At 65.8% G+C, this 3,753-nt stretch carries 3 protein-coding genes; 1 reads left to right on the forward strand and 2 read right to left on the reverse strand.

Annotated features, from left to right (window positions below):
* On the forward strand, window positions 1-386 hold a 386-nt coding region (locus ACCC94_RS28520; RefSeq protein ID WP_413352951.1), incomplete at its 5' end, for a translation initiation factor 2.
* Window positions 387-638: 252 nt separating this feature from the next.
* On the opposite strand, the gene ACCC94_RS28525 is transcribed toward ACCC94_RS28520, so the two are convergent.
* Together ACCC94_RS28525 and ACCC94_RS28530 are read right to left on the reverse strand one after the other, a co-directional pair.
* A complete protein-coding gene (locus ACCC94_RS28525) occupies window positions 639-2,456 on the reverse strand; it encodes a long-chain-acyl-CoA synthetase (RefSeq protein WP_413352952.1) in 1,818 nt (605 codons plus the stop codon).
* A gap of 335 nt (window positions 2,457-2,791) precedes the next feature.
* The gene (locus ACCC94_RS28530) at window positions 2,792-3,613 is read right to left on the reverse strand and encodes an SDR family oxidoreductase (protein WP_413352953.1); all 822 of its coding nucleotides are present in this window, start codon (window positions 3,611-3,613) and stop codon (window positions 2,792-2,794) included.
* Window positions 3,614-3,753: the final 140 nt, after the last annotated feature.

Genomic DNA, 3,753 nt, shown 5'->3' on the forward strand with positions numbered 1-3,753 from the left:
TGACAGCCGCCGCCAAGGCCGTGGCGTCGCCCAAGGCGCCAGCGGTGGCCGCGGCTGTCAAGCCCGAGGCCAAGGCACCGTCCAGGACTCCGGCGCAGGTGAAGAAGCCGGTCGATCCGCTCGTCACGCATCCACTGCCGCCGGTGAAGCTTGATCTGCGCTTGCCCAAGGAGATGGTTCGCCAGTTGGAGCCGGATGAATCGGTGAGCGAGTTGGATGAAGAAAAGCCGATCCTGCCGCCGATGTTCGGCGAGAAGACCGGGCAGAGTCCGTTCCAGGTGGGTGGCCGGCTGATCCAGCGCGAGCCCAACGAGCGTGAAACCGGCGATGACAGCTGGCACTCGGATATCCGTGGGGCCGAGCTGCAATTCCAGTTCCGCAACTGACCTCCCGACACCGCTGGGCAGTGCCCCTGCCTTTCTCTGGATGTCTTGCCGGGGGTTCCCTCTCCCTGGCCCTCTCCCTGAAGGGAGAGGGAACCGTTCGGCTCAGGATGAAACCCATCCATCTGCCGGAAGGGCAGGCCCCACGACTTCATGCAGGAGCGAGCTTGCTCGCGAACATCGCCGCGCCCGAAACGCCAGAAAAAACTCGCGAGCAGGAACTGGGCGTATCCCTTCTGTCCGAGGAACAGCCGATCAGAAGCGGTACACCCCGCCGCGAATCTCTTCGTAAAGCGCCCTGTCCAGCTCCCGATACGCCGCCTCGCCGGGCAGCCGCACGAACAGTGCTTCGTTCACGGCTGACGGGTCGTACGCGTTGCGCTTGAGGTCGGTCTTCTTGTACTTGAAGGTCCCGGTGGTCTCCACCTGAGCCAGCAAGCGCAGGAACACCGGCACGGCGTACGCCGGCAGCTCGCGGTCCAGGTGCGCGGCGAGCTGGGCGGGTTCAAGGCTGGCGCCGTCGCCCAGGCGCAGAGCGGCCATGCCACAGCGGCCGTTGGTGCCGGGGATCTCCACGCCGTAGACCACCGCATCCTCCACACCGGGGAAGGCACCCAGGGCGTTCTCTACTTCGGTGGTGGAAACGTTCTCGCCCTTCCAGCGGAAGGTGTCGCCCAGCCTGTCGACGAACTGGGTGTGCTTGAAGCCGATGTCGCGCATCAGGTCGCCGGTGTTGAACCAGGTATCGCCTTCCTTGAACACGTTGCGGTAGATCACCGCCTCGCTCTTGGCCGGGTCGGTGTAGCCGTCGAAAGGCCACTTGTCACTGATCTCGCTGATCAGCAGGCCGGCTTCGCCCTTGTTGACCTTTTCCATGAATCCCCTGGCATTGCGCACCGGCTGGTCGTTCTCCAGGTCATAGCGCACGATCGCGTAGGTTGCCGGCGAGAAGCCTACTGTATTGTCGAAGTTGAATACGTTGGTAAAGCCGATGTTGCCCTCGCTGGAGGCGTAGAACTCGGTGATGCGCTCGATGCCGAAGCGCTCCTTGAACTCGTTCCAGATCGACGGGCGCAGACCGTTGCCGATCATGCAGGTCAGGCTGTTGCCGCGCTCTTCCGCGCATTCTGGCTGGTTGAGCAGGTAGCGGCAGAGTTCGCCGATATAGCCGAAGCAGGTCGCCTGGTAGGTCTGCACATCCTTCCAGAAGGCGCTGGCGGAGAACTTGCGGCGCAGGGCGATGGCCGCGCCACCGGCGAGCACGGCGCTCCAGCACACGGTCACGGCATTGTTGTGGTAGCAGGGCAGGGTCAGGTAGAGCACGTCGTTGTTGGTCAGACCGAGCCCGGAGTGGCCGAAGCCGCCGTAGGCCTTGATCCACTTGCCGTGGCTCATGATCGAGGCCTTCGGCAGGCCGGTGGTGCCGGAGGTGTAGATGTAGAAGCAGGCGTCCTTCAGGCGTACCCGCGCGGTCTGGGCGAGGTTGTTCGAATCCTGCTCCTGGGCCAGGCGCATCAGGCCCTGCCAGCCGGCCGGGGGCTGCGCCGAGTCTTCACCGTCGGCAATCCAGTAGCAGCGGCCGCCGCTGTTCTCCAGGGCCGGGCGAACCTCTTCGAACGCCTCGCGCAGCTCTTCGCCGACCACGAAGTGGCTGGGCTTGACCAGGTTGAGGCTGTGGCTGAGCACCTGGCCGCGCTGGGTGGTATTGACCAGCGCGCCGATGGCGCCGAGCTTGGCCAGGGCGGCGAGCACCACCATGAGTTCGGCACGGTTCTCCAGCATCACCGCGACCACGCTGGCGTGGCCCACGCCCTCGGCCTGTAAGGCCCGCGCCAGTCGGTTGGCCCAGCCGTTGAAGAGGGCGTAGGACAGGCGCCGCCGCTCATCGATCAGCGCCGGGCTGTCCGGATACAGGCGAGCGGCTCGCTCCAGCGCCCAGCCCAGGGAGAGGTTCTTCTCGCGGTTGCGGATGCCGGTGTAATACAGCCCCCGCAGCATGCGTGGCACGCGGCCGAGGGTGGCCGGCAGATGAGCGAGGAAGCGGGTCGGGGTGATGATATCGGCGTGGGTCATTGACGCGTGCCCTTATTGTCATTGTTGTCTGGCGTGCAGACGCTCAAGCGCGACTCTAGGCCGGCTCCCGGCGGGAGACTATGGCCCAGGCGCGCGCCGGGCCGGGCAGATCGGCAAACCGGCCGGCAGAGCGTTCATGGCAGTCTAGGAGCGGATGGCCGGGCGGCCAGGGCGGGTTTGTGTCGATTGGTAAACGCCGAAGGATGCGCTGCCAGGGCGGTTCGGCGGACAACGCGTGCCGCGTTATGCGCCCTGCGCGTAAGCGTTGCCTGGCCGGGCGGAGGGCGAATAACCGCTTGCGGTTATCCGCCGTTGGCCGCGGTGCGATGGGGCGGTCAGTCGAGGAACAGGTCGGGCACCAGGCCGCCGCCGTTCGGGTCGAAGCGGTACTGCTCGAAGTCGCTCTGGCCCTGTTCGCGCAGGATGTCCTCGTCGATCAGCAGGCGCCCGCTGATGGCGCGCTCGCTGCTGGAGAGAATCGCATGGGCGGCGTCGGCCATGATCGCCGGGGTGCGCGCGCGCTTGAAGGCGTCGCGGCTGCCCAGCTCGAACTCGATGGCGGCGGTGGCGATCATGGTCTTCGGCCACAGCGCATTGACGCTGATGCCGTACTTCTTGAACTCCTCGTGCATTCCCAGGGTGAGCATGCTCATGCCGTACTTGGTGACGGTGTAGGGGCCGTGCTGGGCGAACCACTTGCCGGCCAGGTTGATCGGCGGCGACAGGCTGAGGATGTGACCCTTGCTCTGCTTCAGGTAGGGCAGCGCGGCCTGGCTGCAGACCATCACGGCACGGGTGTTGATCTGGTACATCAGATCGAAGCGCTTGGGCTCCAGGCGCTCCACGCCGACCAGCTTGATGGCCCCGGCGTTGTTCACCACCGCGTCGATGCCGCCGAAGTGTTCGGCAGCCTTGGCCATGGCCTCGCGTACGGCGTTCTCGTCGCGCACGTCCAGTTGCAGGGCCAGCGCCTGGCCGCCAGCGGCCTCGACTTCCGCGGCGACGCTGAAGATGGTGCCTTCGAGTTTCGGGTGGGGCTCGGCGCTCTTGGCGGCGATGACGATGTTGGCGCCGTCGCGGGCGGCGCGCAGGGCGATCTCGCGGCCGATGCCACGGCTGGCGCCGGTGATGAAGAGGGTTTTGCCGGAAAGGGACATGTTTGGGTGCTCCGTGTTCTTGTTGTCTTGTTCTGACGGATGGGGTCTGTAGGAGCGGGGGGGGGGGGGGGGGCCCCCCCCCCCGCCCGCGGGTGGTGTGTGGGTGGTCAGGGGGCGAACAAAAAAAAAAAAAAAAAAAA

Origin of the sequence: Pseudomonas sp. Pseusp97 (assembly GCF_047304025.1) — a bacterium.
Classification (GTDB): domain Bacteria; phylum Pseudomonadota; class Gammaproteobacteria; order Pseudomonadales; family Pseudomonadaceae; genus Pseudomonas.